Source organism: Ensifer sesbaniae, assembly GCF_013283665.1.
GTDB lineage: Bacteria > Pseudomonadota > Alphaproteobacteria > Rhizobiales > Rhizobiaceae > Ensifer > Ensifer sesbaniae.
Genome location: NZ_JABEKU010000001.1, coordinates 3,291,897 through 3,309,232 on the forward strand (window position 1 = coordinate 3,291,897; position 17,336 = coordinate 3,309,232).

Annotated in this window: 13 protein-coding genes and 2 pseudogenes; 7 read left to right on the top strand and 8 right to left on the bottom strand. The window is 63.3% G+C overall.

All coding sequences use genetic code 11. The annotated features are described in order from the left end of the window. Positions 1 to 3: 3 nt before the first annotated feature. Positions 4 to 114 (bottom strand): annotated as a pseudogene (locus BHMPCIPO_RS33675) (LysR family transcriptional regulator); the annotation flags it as partial. Between the two features lie 311 nt (positions 115 to 425). Here BHMPCIPO_RS33675 and BHMPCIPO_RS16040 point away from each other — a divergent pair. Further along, the gene (locus BHMPCIPO_RS16040; RefSeq protein ID WP_173517684.1) at positions 426 to 785 is read left to right on the top strand and encodes a BA14K family protein; all 360 of its coding nucleotides are present in this window, start codon (positions 426 to 428) and stop codon (positions 783 to 785) included. 110 nt (positions 786 to 895) lie between these two features. On the opposite strand, the gene BHMPCIPO_RS16045 is transcribed toward BHMPCIPO_RS16040, so the two are convergent. The 3 genes from BHMPCIPO_RS16045 to BHMPCIPO_RS16055 form a co-directional block, all read right to left on the bottom strand. Beyond that, the gene (locus BHMPCIPO_RS16045) at positions 896 to 1,264 is read right to left on the bottom strand and encodes a VOC family protein (protein ID WP_173517685.1); all 369 of its coding nucleotides are present in this window, start codon (positions 1,262 to 1,264) and stop codon (positions 896 to 898) included. Positions 1,265 to 1,388: 124 nt separating this feature from the next. Further along, a complete protein-coding gene (locus tag BHMPCIPO_RS16050) occupies positions 1,389 to 1,550 on the bottom strand; it encodes a Thivi_2564 family membrane protein (protein WP_173517686.1) in 162 nt (53 codons plus the stop codon). A gap of 139 nt (positions 1,551 to 1,689) precedes the next feature. After that, entirely contained in the window at positions 1,690 to 2,412 is a 723-nt protein-coding gene (locus tag BHMPCIPO_RS16055) for an META domain-containing protein (RefSeq protein ID WP_173517687.1), read from the bottom strand. A 324-nt stretch (positions 2,413 to 2,736) separates the two neighbouring features. Between BHMPCIPO_RS16055 and dxr the strand changes: the two genes are divergently transcribed. Further along, positions 2,737 to 3,912, top strand: a complete 1,176-nt coding sequence (dxr, locus tag BHMPCIPO_RS16060) for a 1-deoxy-D-xylulose-5-phosphate reductoisomerase (protein ID WP_173517688.1) — start codon at positions 2,737 to 2,739, stop codon at positions 3,910 to 3,912. 144 nt (positions 3,913 to 4,056) lie between these two features. Here dxr and hemA read toward each other — a convergent pair whose 3' ends face one another. The 4 genes from hemA to BHMPCIPO_RS16080 form a co-directional block, all read right to left on the bottom strand. Beyond that, entirely contained in the window at positions 4,057 to 5,271 is a 1,215-nt protein-coding gene (gene hemA / locus BHMPCIPO_RS16065; RefSeq protein ID WP_173517689.1) for a 5-aminolevulinate synthase, read from the bottom strand. Positions 5,272 to 5,600: 329 nt separating this feature from the next. Further along, positions 5,601 to 6,398, bottom strand: coding sequence for an FAD binding domain-containing protein (locus tag BHMPCIPO_RS16070; RefSeq protein WP_173517690.1), 798 nt, complete (start codon positions 6,396 to 6,398; stop codon positions 5,601 to 5,603). 13 nt (positions 6,399 to 6,411) lie between these two features. After that, the gene (locus BHMPCIPO_RS16075) at positions 6,412 to 8,757 is read right to left on the bottom strand and encodes a xanthine dehydrogenase family protein molybdopterin-binding subunit (RefSeq protein ID WP_173517691.1); all 2,346 of its coding nucleotides are present in this window, start codon (positions 8,755 to 8,757) and stop codon (positions 6,412 to 6,414) included. An 80-nt stretch (positions 8,758 to 8,837) separates the two neighbouring features. Further along, complete coding sequence (locus BHMPCIPO_RS16080; RefSeq protein WP_173517692.1) at positions 8,838 to 9,326, bottom strand: (2Fe-2S)-binding protein; 489 nt, start codon at positions 9,324 to 9,326, stop codon at positions 8,838 to 8,840. A gap of 431 nt (positions 9,327 to 9,757) precedes the next feature. Here BHMPCIPO_RS16080 and BHMPCIPO_RS16085 point away from each other — a divergent pair, with 431 nt between their 5' ends. The 5 genes and pseudogenes from BHMPCIPO_RS16085 (at position 9,758) to BHMPCIPO_RS16105 (ending at position 17,336) form a co-directional block, all read left to right on the top strand. Then, entirely contained in the window at positions 9,758 to 10,015 is a 258-nt protein-coding gene (locus BHMPCIPO_RS16085) for a YMGG-like glycine zipper-containing protein (protein ID WP_065774087.1), read from the top strand. A 129-nt stretch (positions 10,016 to 10,144) separates the two neighbouring features. Further along, positions 10,145 to 10,507 (top strand): MFS transporter, encoded by a 363-nt coding sequence (locus tag BHMPCIPO_RS16090; RefSeq protein WP_173517693.1) that lies wholly within the window; start codon positions 10,145 to 10,147, stop codon positions 10,505 to 10,507. A gap of 335 nt (positions 10,508 to 10,842) precedes the next feature. Beyond that, positions 10,843 to 12,756, top strand: a complete 1,914-nt coding sequence (locus BHMPCIPO_RS16095; RefSeq protein ID WP_173517694.1) for an autotransporter assembly complex protein TamA — start codon at positions 10,843 to 10,845, stop codon at positions 12,754 to 12,756. Between the two features lie 1,578 nt (positions 12,757 to 14,334). After that, positions 14,335 to 17,151 (top strand): annotated as a pseudogene (locus BHMPCIPO_RS16100) (translocation/assembly module TamB domain-containing protein); the annotation flags it as partial. Next, entirely contained in the window at positions 17,148 to 17,336 is a 189-nt protein-coding gene (locus BHMPCIPO_RS16105) for a hypothetical protein (protein WP_173517696.1), read from the top strand. The pseudogene BHMPCIPO_RS16100 and the gene BHMPCIPO_RS16105, both read left to right, overlap by 4 nt.

Here is a 17,336-nt window from a genome sequence, read left to right on the forward strand (position 1 = left end):
AAGCTCCTCGAGTGCCGTCACCTTGCGGCAGAGAGTAGATACCGGCATTCGCCGGCCGAAACTCTCAAATCGGGCAACGGCGACGAAGACCGCGATGGCGTTCAGGTCGGCCAAGAATTCCGATGCCGCCGAGCGACCGGGAAAAAGACGCATGCGCGTCATGTGCCTGTCACGAACGGCCGCTAGTAGAAACTTACACCTCGCCGATGACCACGGATGAACTGGCATCGGTTGACGGTGATGAGGAAGGTCGGGTCGCCCCGACCTTTTTTGTTGGGTTCGGCGGCGTTCCCCGCCAGGCTGCGACTGCCCTTTCCTCGGGGAGCCGCAGGATCTCTATTCACGAAATCGTTACCGGCTGCCGGAGACGGCACAAAATGGGCTCTCGATCATTTTCCTTGCAGAAGGGAGAATGGTGAAAGCTCATGAAAACGCTGGCTATTATTGCGCTTTCGCTGGCAACGGCCCTCTCCAGCGTGGACCCGGTACAGGCATTCCCGTCGGTCAGTCCACTGAAGGCGGGCCTATCGAATGTCGAACAGGTCACCCATCGTCATCGCCAGTGGTACTACGATGACGATGATGAAGATGGATGGCGATACGACCGTCGCTACTACGACGAAGACTACGACGACTACTATCGGTATCGTCGCTATCACCACCGGCATCATCACAGCGATATTGGCGCATTTATCGGCGGCTTCGCCGTTGGTGCGATCCTCGGCGGCGCTTTGAGCGCCCCGCCAAGGCGGCACTATCACCGCCACTCGAACTCGAATTGGTGATACATACTGCTGCCGCCTCGTAGGGTGCCGATCGCCCTGCTTTCGGCAGGGGGGCTGATCGTGCTGAAATCATTCCTGGCTGCGGGTGACCGCCGCTACTCGGTGACGGCTCAATCGTCCGGCCGGCAGACACGCAGCCGATGGCCGTCCGGATCGAGAGCGACGAAAGTGCGACCAAACACGGCAGTCTTCAGCTCCTGCTCGATTGCCATTCCGCGCCGGCGCCAATCCGCATAGAGGCGCTCGACTTCCGCGTCATCCTTCACCATGAAGGCGATTTCCGAGCGATGGCCGGTGCCGGACGAGACGAAGTCCCTCGCCTGGGTAGACCAGAGGCTGAAGGTCAGGCCGTTTTCGAGTCCGAAGGCGACATAGGCAGGAAAGGAAGCAACGGGTTCGCGCCCGAGCAGATCGGCATAGAACAGGGCGCTTTTTGCCGGGTCGTCGACATAGAGCAGGACAAGGTTCGGTGACAGCATCTTCGGATCTCCTTCTTCTGATGACCGGAACCTAGTCGAAGCTGCTGTCAGCTTTTGTCAGCATGGAGCGCATAGCGACAGGCGACCGGTCCATTGAACCGGCCTCTGGCTGGAAGGCGGCGCGTCAGAAGACGGCGAGGTATTTCAACAGAGAGACGATGCCGATGATGATCACGATGGTCTGGACGATCTGCTTGGCGCGTGCGTCGAGCGGCAGCCGCTGGACGAGATAGAGCACCAACACAATGACGAGGAATGTAATCAGGATTCCGATAAGCAGCCCCATGGATCAACTCCCTTTTCACAACGACAGCGCGACAGCGCCGGGATTGTAACTATGGAGCGAGGGCAAAGGTTCCGAGTTGCCCGGCAACGTCTTTAGCCGGGTTGTGCCAACCGGCTCGGGAAGGCAGGTAAAAAAGGCGTCAGGGAGCGGGCTTGCAGGCGATGCCCTGATCATTCTCGCCCTTCGTCACGTCGAAAAGCGTCGCCTCGTCGCCCTCGGTCCACCAGATATATTGCCCGCCGGCATATTGGGCGCCGGAGCCGGAGATCACGTTCGAAGCCACGACGAAGGTGCCGTCGATCGTAAAGGTCACCAGGGATACGGCGCCCGCATTGATATACTGCGCCTCGAGGGCCTTGCCGCCGCAATCGTAGCGAACCGCTTGCCGATCCACGGCATCGGCGCCGGGCACGCGGATCGTCACATCGGCGCCCTGAGAGCCGGCGGTCATCAATGCGAGCTTCATGGCGGTCGCGCCTTCCGCCTTGACGAGAACGAGCTTCGATCCCTCGACGGTCCAGGAGAGTTCGCTGCGGAGCGCCTCGAGGAATTTCTGCTCCTGGGTCATCGCCGCCGGCACGCACATCTTGCGTGTCGATGCGGCCGGTCCGAAGGTGATCTTCGTGCCCGACAGACTGAAGGTACCGGTGAAATGGTTGCAGCCGGCCATGCCGCCAAAGGTGCCGTCCTCGCGGATTTCGAGCGTCGACTGCAGATCGTCGACCACGCCGCCGCCACCGATGTCTTCGGCAAGCCAGGTGCCGACGAGCTGCTGCGGCACGTCTTCGGCGGCAACCGGCTGCATCGAGGCCATCTCGATCGTCACGCAGGCGCAGGAAACGGCGGTAATGACTTTCAGCATCGCGAGCTCCTTCGGGCGTCGACTCAAGCAGTCCGATTCTTAGACCCTGGACGAGACGGATTGAAGACCGCGCCCTTGTTGCCGGCGGAATTCGCCTGTAGAGCCTACTGCATGTCTCCTTAAATCGACTTCGATTTAAGGACAAAGACATGCAGCAAATCAAAGAGCTACAGCGACCTTTGCGCGTCTGATAAGACGCGCGGCGCTGAAGCGCACAACATACAATATAAAAGTTCGGATCGATCTGGCGAAGATCATGCGCTACGCTCGCGACGAAAGCCGCCTCGCGCATCCCCTCCGAAAAAGAAGAACATGGGTATTGGCATGGCATCCCGCGACAATGCGAAGCGCCGACTGACGATCCTCGGGTCGACCGGTTCGATCGGCACCAACACGCTCGACGTCATCGAGCGTCTTGGCGGTCGCGAGCGCTTCGAAGTCGTCGCCGTCACCGGCAATGGCAACATTCCCCTGCTCGCCGAACAGGCGGTGAAGGCCGGGGCGGAGCTCGCCGTCACCGCCAATGAGAGCCAATACGAAAACCTGAAAGCGGCGCTTGCCGGCACCGGCATTGCCGTCGCCGCCGGCAGGAGCGGCCTGATCGAAGCGGCCGAACGCGACGCGGATTGGGTGATGGCGGCCATTGTCGGCAATGCCGGTCTTGCCCCCACCCTCGCCGCCGCCCGCCGCGGCGCCGACATTGCGCTCGCCAACAAGGAGTGCCTGGTTTCCGCCGGCAGCCTCTTCATCGAGGCGGTGAAGAAGGGCGGCGGACGATTGTTGCCCGTCGACAGCGAACACAACGCCATTTTCCAGGTGCTCGAGGAACAGCAGCGCCACGCCGTCGAGCGCATCATCCTGACGGCCTCGGGCGGCCCGTTCCGCACCAAGTCGCTCGAGGAGATGCGCCACGTGACCGCCGATGTCGCGCGCGCCCATCCGAACTGGTCGATGGGACTGAAGATCTCGATCGACAGCGCCTCGATGTTTAACAAGGCGCTGGAGATGATCGAGGCGAAGCACCTCTTCGCTCTCAAGCCGGAACAGGTCGAAGTGATCGTGCACCCGCAGTCGGTGATCCATTCGATGGTCGGCTACACGGACGGCTCGGTGCTGGCGCAGCTCGGCTGCCCGGACATGCGCACCGCCATCGGCTATGCGCTTTCCTATCCCAGCCGCTGCAGCCTGCCGATCGAGCGGCTCGATTTCGCCAAGCTGTCGCGCCTCGATTTCGAAGCACCGGACGAAGTGCGCTTTCCGGCGATCCGCCTGGCGCGCCGCGCCATGGTCGAGGGCGGCGTGCAGGGGGCGGTGCTCAACGGTGCCAAGGAAACGGCACTCGACGCCTTTATCGCCGGGCGCACCGGATTTCTCGCCATGGCGGAGATCGTCGAAAAGGTCATGGACGCGCTCGCCGACCTGCCGGCGGCGACAACAATGGACGACGTTTTCGCCGCAGACGAAAAAGCCCGGCAACTGGCGGCCGGGCTCATTCAATAGTCAGGTTTACCCTGCAGGTTCATTAGGCTCTTCGCCCCGCATCCGCGCGGTGAGGGAAGCCCCTCATCCGCCTGCCGGCAACCTCTCCCCGCAAACGAGGAGAGTTAGGCTGAGAGGCAGATCTCTCGAAAGATAAGCCGAAGCTTACGCAACCGCCCTTGCCAGCGCACAGCGCGACCACAGCGAATGCAGGGCGCCGACGAGGTGATCGATGTCGGCATCCGAGTGCAGCGGCGTCGGCGTGATGCGCAGCCGCTCGGTCTTCTTCGGCACCGTCGGATAGTTGATCGGCTGCACGTAGACGCCGAAATTGTCGAGCAGCAGGTCGGAGATCCACTTGCACTTGGCCGCGTCCCCGACCATGACCGGCACGATATGGCTGGGGTTCGGCATGTGCGGAATACCGCGCTGGTCGAGCAGCGAACGCAGACGACGCACGCGCTCCTGGTGCGCGAAGCGTTCGACCTGGCTTTCCTTCAGGTGACGGATCGAGGCAAGCGCACCGGCAGCAAGCGTCGGCGGCAGCGCCGTCGTGAAGATGAAGCCGGACGCAAACGAGCGGATGAAGTCGCAGAGCGCGGCCGAGCCGGCGATGTAGCCGCCCATCACGCCGAAGGCCTTGCCGAGCGTGCCTTCGATAACCGTCAGCCGGTGCATCAGGCCTTCGCGCTCGGCAATGCCGCCGCCGCGCGGACCGTACATGCCGACGGCATGCACTTCGTCGAGATAGGTCATGGCGCCGTACTTGTCGGCAAGATCGCAGAATTCCTTGATCGGCGCGATGTCGCCGTCCATCGAATAGACGGACTCGAAAGCAATGATCTTCGGCGCGCGCGGATCGGCGGCGGCGAGCTTGGCTTCGAGGTCAGCGACCGAATTGTGCTTGAAGATGACGCGTTCGCACTTGGAGTGACGGATCCCCTCGATCATCGAAGCGTGATTCCCGGCGTCCGAGAAGACGATGACACCGGGAATCTTGGAACAGAGCGTACCAAGTGCTGCCCAGTTGGACACATAGCCCGAGGTAAACAGCAGCGCCGATTCCTTGCCGTGCAGGTCTGCGAGCTCGCGTTCGAGCAGGACGTGGTAGTGGTTGGTACCGGAGATGTTACGGGTGCCGCCGGCGCCGGCACCGCATTCGTCGATGGCGCGCTTCATCGCCTCGGTGACAACAGGATGCTGGCCCATGCCGAGATAGTCGTTCGAACACCAGACGGTGACTTCCTGGACGCCATCGGCCGTATGGCGCGCTGCCTTCGGGAAGTTGCCGCGATGACGGGCGAGGTCTGCGAAAACCCGGTAGCGGCCTTCCTGATGCAGCCCGTCCAGCTCGTTCTTAAAGAAATTCTCGAAATCCATCATTTTCTCCAGTGCCCGATCGCTTTTCTTGATTCAAAGCGACCTGGGGTCAACCTCGGAATGCTCGGCATTTGCCACCTGCGGCAAAAGGCCCCTGAAGCGCTGCCCGTCCAATGAATGCATCCGGGATGATCTAGCATTTTCGGGCCGAAGCATCTTCGTTGCTTTCACTGAAACCGTTTCAACCCGGAGAGCCCTAGTTTTGAAACATTCCAAAGAGAGCCTTAGCGCATGTTCATCTCTTCAAGCTTGATCGAAGTCAAGCAAGGATGAAAAAAGGACGACCGAAGCCGTCCCTTTTTTTGCTGTTTGACGATACCCCATGCCGGTCAGGCCGCTGCCACGGCGCGCTTGGCCATGACCTTCACCAGATTGGCGCGGTAGGCCGCGTCCGCATGAATGTCGGAGAGCAGCTCCGAGGCATCGATGCTGACATTGCTCAGCGCATCCGGCGACCAGTTGGCAACGAGCGCCGCTTCCATATCGCCATGCCGGAACACGCCGTTCGCTCCCGCTCCGGTAACGGCCACCCGGACGTCGCCATCGTCGCGTCGCGCGACGAACACACCGGCCATCGCATAGCGCGACGCCGGGTTGGCGAACTTCTGGTAGGCAGCCTGAGCCGGCGCATCGAAGGTGATGGCGGTGACGATCTCGCTGCCTTCCAGCGCCGTCTCGAACAGGCCGGTGAAGAAGTCGTCAGCCGCGATCTCGCGCCTGTTGGTCACGATTGTCGCGCCGAGCGCCAGCATCGCCGCCGGATAGTCGGCGGCCGGGTCGTTGTTGGCGATGGAACCGCCGATCGTGCCCATGTGCCGCACATGCGGATCGCCGATATGGCCGGCAAGGCTGCAGAGCGCCGGACAGACGGCTTTGAGCGCCGCCGACGAGGCCACGTCATGATGGGTCGTCGCCGCGCCGATCCGCACCGACCGGCCGGAGACCGTGATGCCCTGCATCTCGCCGATGTGGCGGAGATCGATCAGGTCGCTCGGTGCGGCCAGCCGCTGCTTCATCGTCGGGATCAGCGTCATGCCGCCGGCGACATATTTGCCTTCGCCCGCCGCTTCCATTTGCTTGACGGCATCCTGAACCGAGGACGCCCGGTGATATTGGGTCTCGTACATGGGTATCCTCCGATCAGTTGGCCGCTTGCGCCGCCGCCCACACCTTCTGCGGTGTCGCCGGCATGGTGAGCGCGTTGTTGCCGATAGCGTCGGTGATCGCATTGATCAGCGCCGGTGGAGAGCCGATGGCGCCGGCCTCGCCGCAGCCCTTGATGCCCAGCGGATTGTTCGGGCAGGGTGTGTTCGAGGTCGAGACCTGGAACGACGGCAGGTCGTCGGCGCGCGGCATGGCGTAGTCCATATAGCTCGCCGTCAGAAGCTGGCCCGAGGCATCGTAGTGCACCCCTTCGAGCAGCGCCTGGCCGATGCCCTGCGCCAGCCCGCCGTGCACCTGCCCCTCGACGATCATCGGATTGATGATGTTGCCGAAGTCGTCGGCGGCGACGAACTGGATGATCTTGGTCTGTCCCGTCTCGGGATCGACCTCCACCTCGCAGATGTAGCAGCCGGCCGGGAAGGTGAAGTTGGCGGGGTCGTAGAAGGCCCCTTCCTTCAGCCCCGGCTCCATGCCGGCGGGCAGATTGTGGGCGGTATAGGCGGCAAGGGCCATCTGGAACCAGGGCACGGCCTTGTCGGTGCCGGCGACTTTCAGCTCGCCGTTCTCGATGACGATGTCGCTTTCGTCCGCTTCCATCAGATGCGCGGCGATCTTCTTTGCCTTGGCCTCGACCTTGTCGAGCGCCTTGACGACGGCCGACATGCCGACGGCACCGGAGCGGGAGCCATAGGTGCCCATGCCCATCTGCACCTTGTCGGTATCGCCATGCACGATGTTGACACTGTCGAGGGGCACCCCGAAGCGGTCGGCGACGAGCTGGGCAAAGGTCGTCTCGTGGCCCTGGCCATGGCTGTGCGACCCGGTCAGCACCTCGATCGTGCCGACCGCATTGACGCGGACTTCGGCCGATTCCCAGAGACCGACGCCGGCGCCGAGCGAACCCACTGCCGCCGACGGCGCAATGCCGCAGGCCTCGATGTAGCAACTCATCCCGATGCCGCGCTTCATGCCGCGGCTTTCGGCATCCGCCTTGCGGGCGGCAAAGCCGTTCCAGTCGGCCGCCTTCATCGCCGCATCGAGCGAGGCCTCGTAGTCGCCCGCGTCGTAGTTCATGATGACAGGCGTCTGGTGCGGGAAGGAGCGGATGAAATTGACCCGCCGCAGTTCCGCCGGCGAGACGCCGAGTTCGCGTGCCGCCGTCTCCATCGTGCGCTCGAGCAGATAGGTCGCCTCCGGCCGTCCGGCGCCGCGATAGGCATCCACCGGCGCGGTGTTGGTGTAGACGGTGCGGACATTGGCATGGATCGCCGGGATGTCATATTGCCCGGAAAGCAGCGTCGCATAGAGATAGGTCGGCACCGCCGAAGAGAAGAGCGACATATAGGCGCCGAGATTGGCGATCGTATCGACCTTGAGCCCGATGATGCGGTTGTTGGCGTCGAATGCCATCTTCACCTTCGATACGTGGTCGCGGCCATGCGCGTCGGTCAGGAAGGCCTCGGTGCGATCGGAGGTCCATTTGACCGGGACGCCCGTGCGCTTCGAAGCCCAGAGACAGACGATCTCCTCCGGATAGATGTAGATCTTCGAGCCGAAGCCGCCGCCGACATCGGGGGCGATGACGCGGAGCTTGTTTTCCGGCGCGACGTTATAGAAGGCACTCATCACCAGCCGCGCCACATGGGGGTTCTGGCTGGTCGTGTAGCAAGTATAGTGATCGTCGCCGTTGTCATAGATGCCGAGCGTGGCGCGCGGCTCCATTGGGTTGGGCGAAAGCCGGTTGTTGTGGATCTCGATCTCGGTGACATGCGCCGCCTCAGCGATCGCCTTGTCGGTCGCGGCCGCATCGCCGAGTTCCCAATCGAAGATCAGGTTGTTGGCCGCCTCCGGGTGAAGCTGCGGCTGGCCTGGCTCCAGCGCCTTGGTCGCATCGGTCACGACAGGAAGCTCCTGGTAATCGACCACGACCGCCTCGGCCGCGTCGCGGGCCTCGGCCACGCTGTCGGCCACGACGATCGCCACGGCATCGCCGACATAGCGCACCGTCTCGTGCGCAAGCGGTCGCCAGGCGCCCATCTTCATCGGCGTTCCGTCCTTGGAGTGGATCATCCAGCCGCAGATCAGGTTGCCGATTCCGTCGGCAAGAAGCTGCTTGCCGTCGAGCACGTCGATGACGCCAGGCATGCCCTTGGCTGCGGATGCGTCCACTTTGAGGATTTTGGCGTGCGCATGCGGGCTGCGCACGAACACCGCATATTTCATGCCCGGCACGGACATGTCGTCCGTATAGCGGCCCTTGCCGGTCAGGAACCGCTTGTCTTCCTTGCGCGCCACCCGCGCGCCAATGCCTTCAACTCCCATTGCCGATCTCCTCCCGAGATTTCCAGCGACAGTCCTTCGATGACATGCAGGGCGACGCTCTTTTCGCCCCCGTCCGGCCGCTATTCTGCAGCCACGCGTGCGCCGCTCATCTCGGCGGCAGCAGCAAGGATCGCCTTGACGATATTGTGGTAGCCGGTGCAGCGACAGATGTTGCCTTCGAGTTCGGCTCGAACCGTCGCCTCGTCCAGTTGCCCCTGGTGTCGGCGGATCATGTCGACGGCCGTCATCACCATGCCCGGCGTGCAGAAGCCGCATTGCAGGCCGTGATTGGCCTTGAACGCCGCTTGCACCGGGTGGAGTTCGCCGTCGGCCGCCAGCCCTTCGATGGTGGTGATCGTGGATCCGTCCGCCTGCGCGGCGAGGATGGAACAGCTCTTGACCGACTTTCCATCCATGTGGATGACGCAGGCGCCGCACTGCGAGGTGTCGCAGCCGACATGGGTGCCCGTCAGTCCAAGATTTTCGCGTATGAATTGCACCAGCAATGTGCGGTCGTCGCAATGACCACTCACCTGACGGCCGTTGACCGTCATTGTCACTTTCGCCATTTCGCTCCTCCGGGGTCGGTCAATGCCAACACGAGCGCGGCCGAAAAGTCGGGTGAGATGGTTCACGCGACTAGGGGTACGCGCCAACTGATATCGATGCCCGTCGCCCACGAATCCATTCCTCCCGGATTTCGTAGGCTTGTTTGTATCATTTGTCTTTTTTTGGAATGCCGCAACCGCTACCGCCCGCCGAACGACAAAATTTTTCCACGCCGGTTGTATCGCGGGGAACTGCGCCTTCATGTCCCGTTCAGGAACGATATCATTATCTTGCGCGCCGGAAGAAACCGCAGGTCTCCCGTAGACTTTAAATCGGGACCGCGTATTTTCCGAACTGCAAGTTCAGGTGGAGCGGGATGATCTCGGCTCCGCCATCATCCAAGGGACGGATTGAGCAAAGGCTAAGATCCGTAGAGATCGGAGAGGACAACATGAAGAAAGCCATCGCACTTGTGCTGGTCGCCCTGTCGGTCGCAAGCTGCACCCAGACGGAAAAGGGCGCCGGCATCGGTGCCGTTTCCGGCGCGATCATCGGCGGCGCGATCACCGGCGACGTCCGTGGCGCAGCGGTCGGCGCAGCCATCGGCGGCGTTTCCGGCGCAGTCATCGGCCATGTCAGCGAACAGCCGGGACAGTGCTACTACCGCGACCGCTACGGCCGCCGCTACATCGACGCCTGCCCGCGCTAAGGCGTAGCGAAGGCGATCATCCTTCGGCGTAGCGCAAGCCCACCGCAGGATTCGTTTACCCCCTCATGGCCGACGCCCTGAGGGGGTTTTTCGTTCCGGCGCATCACCCTTGGCATTTACGGCGCCGGCATGATGGTCGGTGCATTCGCCGCGCCCGCCATTGCGCGCCGTATTTCGTTCGGCGCAATGATCGCGCTTGGTCCTCTCGGCGGCCTGGCGGCGGCCGCGGTGATGCTTTCGACGATCTGGGTACCGTCCGGTATCCTCGCCGCGGTTAGCTTCTTTCTGTTCGGCGCCGGCCCGGTGCTCTGGTCGATCGCAACCCTCACCCTGCGACAGACCGTCACGCCAAATGCCATGCTTGGCCAGGTTTCCGCCTTCATCACCACGGCCACGTTCGGAGCGCGGCCGATCGGTGCAGCGCTCGGGCCGTCGTCGCCACGCGCTTCGGCGTCGAGCTATGCCTGGCGGTCGCCGCCGCGGGTTTCCTGATCCAGTTTCTCGTCATCATAGCCCCCCGCGTACCGCAGTTGCGCGCACAGCCGGAAGCAGCCTAACCCTGGTGGACCGCGAACAAAGCCAGCCAAGCGCCCGACAAAATCGTCGGAAACCCTGGCTGGCAACCGTCCGTTCGGAGCCTATGGTTGTGATGCGCCGACAACATTTCGAAGCTTTTTCCAGCAAATCGCCACCGAAAATCGGCATCAGGGGTGGATGCGGCCGGCGGTCATCGTTAACAGATGGAAAACCTTAGGCATGCAATAGTGACCCGGCCGCATATGCAGGCAGTTTGTATTGGGTCGCCTGAAGACGGGATGCGGAAGCGAATGTCCCCACCACGGTCGAGTATTGCGTACTGGAAGGCCGCAACTGCGCTTGCAGTCGCCTTCTCGTTTGCGCTCGGCCCGATTTCTGTCAAAAGCGCCCACGCCTTCAAGCTCTTCGGCATGAAGTTCTTCGAAAGCGACGAAGAGGAAGCGCCGGTCATCGACCCGGTCAACTACACGCTTACCTTCGATGCCGGCACCGACGACAAGGAACTGAAGGAAGCGCTGGAAAACAGCTCGCAACTCGTCCAGGGCCAGGAAAAGCCCGTGTCCGGCGATCTTGGCCTTGCCATCCGCGCCCGCGACGATCGCGACCGTCTACTCGCAGCCCTTTACGAAAAAGCCCGCTACGGCGGCACCGTGGCAATTCGCATCAACGGCCAGGACATCGACAGCCTGCCGCCGGATCCCGCCTTCCCCGATGGGCAGGCAATCCCGGTAACCGTCACCGTCACGCCCGGCCCCGCCTTTACGGTCGGTTCCGTCAAGTTCGAAGGCGATGCGGTCGGCTTCAATCCAGATGACTACGGCCTGCCGGCCGGCGCACGCGCCGATTCGACCCTGATCATCAAGGCTGGCGAAAAGGTCGTGAACGACCTGCGCGAGCAGGGCCGGCCGCTCGCCAAGCTTACCGAACGCAGCGCCGTCGCCAATCACGCCAATTCCACCGTCGACGTCGTCATCGGCGCAAGCGGCGGGCCGGTCGCGCCTGTCGGCGATGTCAGCGTGTCGGGAACCAAGACCGTCGATCCCGCCTTCGTGCGCGACTATTCGCGCCTCAATGAGGGCCGCCCCTATTCGCCCGAGAATATCCGCAGGGCATCCGAGCGCCTGCGCCAACTCGGCGTGTTCTCGAGCGTGACGATCAAGGAAGCCAACGCGCTTTCGCCCGATGGGTCGATCCCGATGAAGATCGAGGTCTCCGAGGGCAAGCATAAGTATTTCGGCTTCGGCGCCCAGGTTTCGACCACCGACGGTCTCGGCCTTTCGGGCTATTGGGGACACCGCAATCTCTTCGGGCGGGCGGAATCGCTGCGCATCGAAGGCTCGGTCGACCGCATCGGCGAGACGAAGGAACTGGACAAGCTCGACTATTCGGTCGGCATCCTCTTCGCCAAGCCCGGCGCCTTCGGCCCCGCCTCGACGTTTACTGCCAGCGTCAAGGCCAACATCCAGGATCCGGACGCCTACCGTGCCAAGATCCTGACGGGTGCGGCCGGTGCGACATTCGAACTCTCGCCGACCGACACCGTCTCGGGGGGCGGCGAGCTGAGCTGGGCCAATATCGACGACGCCTTTGGCTCGAATTCCTACCTGACCGCCGCCATTCCACTCGAATATGTGCGCGACACCCGCAACGACAAGCTGAACGCGACCGAAGGCTACCGGGCGATGATCAACGCCAAGCCGAGCTACGAGATCAAGGGACAGACCTTCTTCTCGTCTTTCGAAGCGTCGGCATCGGGCTACCATGCGCTCGGCGACGAGAAGCGTTTCGTCCTCGCCGGCAAGATTGGCGCCGGCGTGCTCGTCGGCGGCGGCGGGCTCGAGGATATCCCGGCGAACCGTCGCTTCTATCTCGGCGGCGGCGGCTCGGTGCGCGGCTACTCCTACCAGGAGATCGGCCCGCGCAACTCCGAAAACAGGGAGACCGGCGGGCGCTCCTATGTCAACGCCTCGCTCGAAGCCCGCATCGCGATCACCGACACGATCGGCGTGGTTCCGTTTATCGATGCCGGCACCGTCTCGGCGAAAACGACGCCGGATTTCTCCGATATTCGCGCCGGCGCCGGCATCGGCTTGCGCTATGCCACGCCCTTCGGCCCCATCCGTCTCGACTTCGCCGTACCGCTGAACAAATACCCCGGCGGCACGAAATACGGGATTTATGCCGGTATCGGCCAATCCTTCTGATTCCTGATGTGGGTGATTCGGAGCGGGTCACCCCTACGGCGCCGCGCGTCTTTCAAGACGCGCTAAGGTCGCTAACACTTTAGATCTGCTGCATAATTCCTCAAATCGATGCCGATCTGAGGAATTATGCAGCAGGTTCCGCAAATTGCCCTCATCCGATGATAGTTTCGCCCGGCGGCGATTCCGCTGCAGCGCAACTTGCGCTATGGGTAGAACATGAATCAGGTCGTCCGCTTCCTTCGCGCGACGCTGCGCTATGGCCTTCGTGTGCTTGGCGTGATTGCGGTCGTTGCCCTCCTTCTCGTCGCCTTCGTGGGCTTCACGACCCCCGGCGCACGGCTCGTCGCCTGGGCAATCGAGAAATATGCGGCAACGCCTGACCAGATCGTGCGGATCGCCGATCCGAGTGCGCTGCTGACGGGTGAATTTGCGGCGGGAAGCATCACGCTCTTCGACGGCCAGGGCGTCTATGCGGAGATTCGCGACCTCAAGCTCAACTGGTCGCCGGCGGCCCTCCTCTCCTTCCGCTTCGACGCCGCTGCGATCTCCGCCGGCTCGGTGCGTGTCGAACGCCTGCCGATCCCCTCGACCGAGACGAAGGAAGTGCGCTCGACCTTCGTACTTCCCGTCGACGTCAAGATCGACGCGATCGATCTCAAGGAAATCGTCATCGGCAAGGCGATCGCTGGCGAGGACCAGTTCCTGACGGCCAGCGGCAAGATCAATGCGACCAACGAGAGCATCGCCCTTGGCCTGACCGCCGCCCAGCGCGATCGGCCGGAAGCGCGGGCCATCGCCGATATCGTCTTCAATCCGGCGGGCAACGAGCTGAAGCTCGAAGCGACCGTGGACGAGCCCAGCAACGGTGTGTTGGCGAAGTTGCTTCGCCTGCCCAACAAACCTGCGGTCAACATCAAGCTGACCGGTCAGGGACCGCTTTCCGATTGGGCCGGCACGGCAACGGCTGCGCTCGACGGCAGCGAGATCCTCAAGCTCGACGGTCGCCACGTCCAGACACCGGATGGCATGCACCGGCTCACCGTCACCGGCGGCGGCGGCTTCGGTTCGCTGATGCCGCCGGCCCTGCGTCCGATGTTCGAGGATGAGACCAGCATCGACGTTGCCGCCGCGTTCAACAGCCAGGGCATGGTGCGCGTCGACAAGGGGCAGATCGCGACCGGCGCGCTCACCTTCGGCGCCTTCGGCACCTTCGACAGCAAGGGCGACAACAATCTGCAGGCCCGGCTTGCCGGCACCAACGGCGCGATCGACTTCCGCTGGCCGCTGCAGAAGGGTGAGGCGCAGGCAAAGATCAACGCCGTCAACCTGTCGCTGATCGGCGACGCGCAAGCGGCAATCCTCGATCTCGCCGCCGACGTCGCCTCGGTCACTCTGCCGGATGTTGCGCTCGGTTCCGTCAAAATGTCAGCCCGCAGCGACGGCTTCAACCTCCAGGCCCAGTCCGGTCCCGTGAAGACCGTGCTCGAAGTGGGCGAAGCCGGCTTCAACGACGCCAACCTCGCCCGGCTGGTGCAGGCGCCGATGAAGGTTGACGCCAGCCTCGCGGTGACGAAGGAGAGCATAGGCTTCGATCCGGTGACGATCGAAAGCCCCGGCATTGGCGGCGCGCTTACGGGCGCCTTCTCGCGTGAAGAAAACACCGTCGCCGCTGCGTTCAAGCTCTTTGCCGTTCCGGGAGCCCTGCCGCCGGCCGCTGCAGCGAAGTTCGACGGCACCATCGCGCTTGCCGGGGAAGTAAAGACGACGAGCGACGGCGACGTTTCCGTGGAGGGCCTCGAGCTCAAATCGAGCACGATCGAAGCAGCCGGTACCGTCGCCCTGGCTCAGGGTCAGCTGATGACCGATCTCAGGGGAAAGTTGCCCGATCTCGGCAAACTCCTGGCCGATGCCAAGGGCGAGGCTGATTTCACGGCGGCGGTGACCGGTCCACTCGCCGAACTCGGCATCAAGGCCGAACTGACCTCGAGCGGCGCCACGCTTGCCGGACGCACGCTCAGCGATCTTACGATCAAGGCCGACGCGAAGGCCAACCCATCAAGCCCGCAAGCGAGCCTGACCGCCACCGGCGCGCTCGACGGCCAGGCAATCGACGTCAAGGCCGACGTCGTCTCAAAGGACGGGCGCACCGCGATCCCCGTGCTCGAAGCCCGGATCGGCGAGAACAAGCTGACCGGTGCGATCAGTTTCACCCCGGACTTCAAGCCGGACGGCACGATCGATTTCAACCTGCCCGATCTCGGCCTTTTGGCCGCCATGGCCGGACAGAAGGCTTCGGGCGATCTCAACGGGTCGGCCGCAATCAAGACCACAAACGGCATCACCTCCGTCGTCGTCAAGGCCGGCGGCAGCGGCATCAAGCGCGACGCCCTGACGATTGCCAAGCCGACCGCCGATATCACGATCTCCGATGTCGCCGCCCTTGCCATCAAAGGCAGCGTGCGCGCCGAGACGATCGCGCAAGGGCCGAACCGCGTCGCCGGTCTCGCCGTCGATTTCCAGCAGCAGGCCGGACGCACCGGCTTCTCGATCGACGGTAAATATGACGGAGGTCCGCTCACGGCCAACGGCGATCTCACGAGTGCGAAGGGACGCACGGAAATTCGGCTCGCATCCTTTGGCGCGACGCCGAAGGGCATCCCGCTGAAGCTGGCCCAGCCGACGGTCATCGCCATCGAAAACCGCGTCGCCCGTCTCAACGCGCTGACGATCCAGGCATCGAAGGGGACCATCGCCGTCAACGGCATCGCCGGCGAAAAACTCGACATCGCTGCGAAGCTCAACGCGCTACCGGCGGCGTTGGTCAACGCCTTCGCGCCGGACCTCGGCGCCGAGGGCACGATTGCCGGCACCGTCGATGTCGATGGCGCAGCATCCGCGCCTGTTGTCACCTACGGCCTCAAGTGGTCCGGTGCCTCGCTCGCCGCGGCACGCACGGCCGGGGTCGCCGCCTTCGACATCGCCGCCGACGGCAAGTTCGTCAACAACAAGGTAACGCTCGACACGACGCTTTCGGGCGCCGGCGGCCTTTCCTTCAAGGGCGGCGGCAATGTCGACATCGGCGGCAACATGCCGATCGCGATGAAGTTCAACGGCAACCTGCCCTTTGCCCTCATTGCCAACCTAATGGCGGAAAAAGGCTTCACGCTGACGGGCCAGGCGGGCATCGACCTTGCGATTTCCGGCTCCGCCAAGGCGCCGCAAATCGCCGGCACCGTCACCACCGCTGGCGGCCGGCTCGTCGACGTGCGCCGCAACCTGGCGCTCAACGACCTCACGGCGAATGTCGCGCTCGACGGCAAGCAGGCGACGATCTCGAAGCTCTCGGCCAATCTCGCGACCGGCGGCTCGATCGAGGCGACCGGCACCGTCGGCACGGTTCCCGGCTCCGGTTTCCCGGCCAACCTGACAATCCGCCTGAACAATGCCACTTACGTCGACGGTACGCTGTTCAACGCCAATCTCGCCGGCGAAATGACGCTGACCGGTCCGCTGGTCGCGACCCCGACGCTCGGCGGCAAGGTGACGATCCGCAAGGCGTCGATCACCATTCCCGAGAAGCTGCCGACCTCGCTCTCGGCAATCGACATCAAGCACAAGAATGCGCCCGCCAAGGTGCAGAAGATGGTCAGGGACCTGCGCAAGGACGAGGTGCCGGCAGCCGGCGCCAATGCCAGCGGCATCATCGCCTTCGATCTCGGCGTCAGTGCCAACCAGGTCTTCGTGCGCGGCCGCGGCATCGACGCCGAACTCGGCGGCGACCTGACGATCCGTGGCACGGCGGTGCAGCCGATCGTATCCGGCGGCTTCGAAATGCGCCGCGGCCGGCTGGAAATCCTCGGCAAGCGCCTGACGTTCACCGAAGGCAAGATCGGCTTCGGCGGCGATCTCATCCCGACACTGGATCTGAAGGCAACTTCGAGCGTCGGCGCGACGACGATCACCGTTTCGGTCTCGGGCCTCGCCAACAATCCGCAGATCGGCTTTTCGTCATCGCCGGCGCTGCCGCAGGACGAGATCCTGGCGCAGCTCATCTTCAACCGGTCGCTGTCGAACCTCTCGGCCTTCCAGATCGCCCAGCTCGCATCCGCCGTCAGCCAGCTTGCCGGCGGTGGCTCGACGTCGCTGCTTGATGGCCTGCGCAACAAGCTCGGCGTCGACGACCTCGACGTCACCACCGACGAGAAGGGCGGCGCCTCGGTGCGGGCAGGCAAGTATCTCAACGACCGGACCTATATCGAACTGCAGCAGGGTTCCGATTCCTCCTCCAGCAAGGCGGTCATCAATCTCGATGTCGGCAAGGGCGTGAAGCTCAAGGGCTCAGCCGCCGGCGACGGCTCCGCAGCGGGCGGCATCTTCTTCGAGAAGGAGTATTGAGCGGCGACTTGTCTGGCGGCGCGCTCCTCGACGACCGTCTGATCAAGTCAAAATACGGCCTGCGGACCGAATGCGATCCTGAGCCGCGTGAACGCGCGCATCACCTGTGGAACTGCCGCCGCGGCGAACCAACATCGGCGTCGGCCGTCATCACGGCCAATTTGCTTCATTCATTTTTCAGGTGA